The sequence below is a fragment of the candidate division KSB1 bacterium genome (assembly GCA_022562085.1).
Classification (GTDB): domain Bacteria; phylum Zhuqueibacterota; class Zhuqueibacteria; order Oceanimicrobiales; family Oceanimicrobiaceae; genus Oceanimicrobium.
The window spans coordinates 1-2,877 of record JADFPY010000450.1 but is presented as its reverse complement, the minus strand read 5'-3'; the positions used below and the strand labels follow the sequence as shown (position 1 = coordinate 2,877).

5 protein-coding genes are annotated in these 2,877 nt (G+C 47.3%); all 5 read right to left on the bottom strand.

All coding sequences use genetic code 11. From position 1 onward, the window contains the following. Nucleotides 1-994 (bottom strand): hypothetical protein (locus IH879_22070; protein MCH7677613.1); only part of this gene is annotated, 994 nt, incomplete at its 3' end. Nucleotides 995-1,225: 231 nt separating this feature from the next. Then, on the bottom strand, nt 1,226-1,720 hold the full coding sequence (locus tag IH879_22065; protein ID MCH7677612.1) for a hypothetical protein: 495 nt from the start codon (nt 1,718-1,720) through the stop codon (nt 1,226-1,228). After that, nucleotides 1,701-2,018, bottom strand: coding sequence for a hypothetical protein (locus IH879_22060; protein MCH7677611.1), 318 nt, complete (start codon nt 2,016-2,018; stop codon nt 1,701-1,703). The genes IH879_22065 and IH879_22060 overlap by 20 nt, the downstream gene beginning before the upstream one ends. Nucleotides 2,019-2,030: 12 nt before the next feature. After that, nucleotides 2,031-2,501, bottom strand: coding sequence for a GNAT family N-acetyltransferase (locus tag IH879_22055; GenBank protein MCH7677610.1), 471 nt, complete (start codon nt 2,499-2,501; stop codon nt 2,031-2,033). 8 nt (nt 2,502-2,509) lie between these two features. Beyond that, the coding region (locus IH879_22050; protein MCH7677609.1) for a DUF3237 domain-containing protein at nt 2,510-2,877 on the bottom strand (368 nt) is incomplete at its 5' end.

The following is a 2,877-nucleotide window of genomic DNA, read 5'->3' as shown; positions in this document are numbered from 1 at the left end:
TATCTGTGGGATCTTTGGATGCGGATGCAATTCTGAACTTATCGAAGAGTTCGTGCGGGCGTCTTCCTTCGGCCAAGGCCTCGATAGGGACGAATGACATGCGCTCCATATTGCTAGCAACACTGGATGCATTCACGCCGCCACTGACTTGCGAAGGCCCTACAATTACTCCCGATTCATTGATCGAAAAAGCCCGGCTGAAATCCCCCCCCAGGGTTCCCAGGTCCGTCATCAGATCGTTTTCCCAGAGAAACGCATGGGCGAAAGCCGGGAGGTCGGCGGTTCCCACAATCTGACCGGCATCGTTGATATCGTTAGCCTGACTAGTGGGTCCTCCCAAAGTACCGAGATCTTTGATCTCAAACGATTGGCCGGACAACTGCTGCCAACGTACGGCGTGGTTATCGCTGTTGGCGTCAGCGGAACAGCCGACCACATCTCCATTGTTATTGAGAGCAATTGCAAATCCTGAACCGCCTGGCAAATCCGGTAATATTTGAAAAGTGCCGTCTGATTCCCAGCGCAGGGCATGACTGACGCTGGAGCCATCCAGATAAGCGCCGGACACCTGGCCGAAATTATTGATGCCGTTCACCGCAAAAGCGGTCGCGCCAGCCGGGAGGAGGAGTTCATTAAAACCGTTCGCGTCCCAAACCCCTGGATGCCCCAAACCGCCGGCATCAGTTGAGAACCCTGCCACCTGGCCCAAGTCGTTAATTGCTATGGCCCGGATATTGGTTCCGCCAACACCAGGAAGACTGATTATCTCCCCGTTTGCTTTTCTCAGCAACGCGTTGATATCCCCGTTATTCTTAAACAGAATAGCGGACATATCACCTTTATTATTTAGATCAGTCAGGATAAAAAGTCCGTCGGGATGGGTGAGTGGTTGCAGCCGGAATGTTTGGGCATTAAGAGCGGTAAGAAAAAATAAAGGTAGTAAGTTGCAAAAGAAAATATAAACAAAGCGCGATTTGAATGAGCGGCTTGTCATTTTTCCCTCCTCGTAATGTGAAAAATACGGGAAATTGTGTGGGTTAGCCTGCTGGCTGATATATGGTTACAAAATTTGCAGATAAAAAGCAAATGGTATTGTCTGGAATACCCCCCCAAGGTTTGTTGTCTTTTGTTGGCAATAGATGTTGTTTGGTTTTTTTTATTAATAGTGTCAATATGTGTCTTGAGAAAAGCCTGCTCCGTGCCCAAAACTTGGAGAGGTGGATAATTAATTTGTTTTGAAACTTTTCATCATTTCGCTCATGTCCTTGTAGTCGATGTTCTTGGGACGCTGCAATTTGCGCTTATCAAAGTTTTCAGAAATCTTCGTAGCTACAACGTTTATTTTCATGCCCATCATATTTAATTCGGTTTTCAAGGGAACGCCCTTCCAAACCCAGGATTTGGTACCCATTTGCTTGATTTCCCAGATGTCGGTTTGTTTACCGAGAAACTTTTCAGAACCGATTTTTTTGCCGCCCATCTGTTTCATCATTTTTTCGCCCACCTCAGTCAGGTCCTGACCCTCGAAGCTTTTTAGCATGGGATTTTCCATTTTTGAACCGGTATTGTCTTTAAGATTAACTGTGTATGCCATGGCGCCTTCCAAAAACGTGACTTTGTTTTCCTCAGTCTTCATGGGTCCGACTTTGGTTGTCTTCATTTCATATTTTGCCTCCCGGGCGCCCCACGTTTCTAAAGGTTCAGTTAAACACAGATTCATAAAGGCTGCCCTTCTCATCCGGCATAATTGGAACCAGGAATAACTCAACCGTTCCCATTTTGTCTTGCTCGATTTTGTAGACCCCTTGCGGAAGGTGGGCGTCCTTCGGGCCGCGGAAAAGGATTGAGAATGGCCGCCGCTTCGAGGGTCTCTTCGACTTCCCCGCATACTCTGCGACTTCGATAAGCTCAACCTCCAGAACAAGTTTCGCCTCCAAAACTTTAGTGGAATGATAATGAATCTTAAATGTTTGATTCAGGTGAGGAGAAAAATCAGCGCTTGTTAACTTATTCAGCATCTTCAGGCCGTTTTAATTGCTCGTCCACTCCATTAAATAATATATACCGTTTTCATCTATCTTTTGAAAACCGAGCCGCTGGTAAAGATGAAAAGCCGGGTTGGATTGCTGGACATGGATCCGTACCGGGAGTCTTTTTTGTGTCCCTTCAGCGAGAACCTGTTTTAGCAGAGTTGAACCCATTCCCTTGCCGCGAAACTCGGGCAGCAAAGCAATATCTACGATCCGGATTTCGCCCTCGGTTCGGTTAACGTAGAATCTGCCAACCGGCCTTTCATCTTCTAGAATGATTTGAAAATCGGCATCACAGAATTGCGCTTTGTATTGCTTGTGCTGGGCCATAAACTGCAATTTTAGGAATTTTTCTTGCTGTTTCTGGTCCCAATTTAACTGGGCTATATCTTCACGAGTGCCGGCATAAACCCGGTAAAGAAAGTCTTCATCTTCCGGAGTAATTGGCCGCAGTTTGACAGGTGAACTCATTCGTACCTTCAGTCGATGCTGTACACACTGAATTTAATGCCATTTGGTACGAAATGACCTTTGCCGACCGCGGCAATCCGGTTCAACCATGCGTACTTCTTCGAGGTCGTTTCAAAATATGGTGTTGTCCGGAAATAATATTCCGACGGATCAACGGGTTTGTTTTCCCGCAGGCGTTGAATTACAGCCGATTTAGCGTACACGACGCCATGATGGTGCGCATAAATCCGGCTGCCGTCATTTGTGCGAATCGGTGTTCGCAAATACAATTTGCCCGCCCCGTCCGGGTGCAGGATGGTCCATTCGCCTCCTCCCTCCAGGATTTTGCCATTTAACTTTGGGCCCTTGATTCGGCCGCCTGTGACTGGGTAGTTCT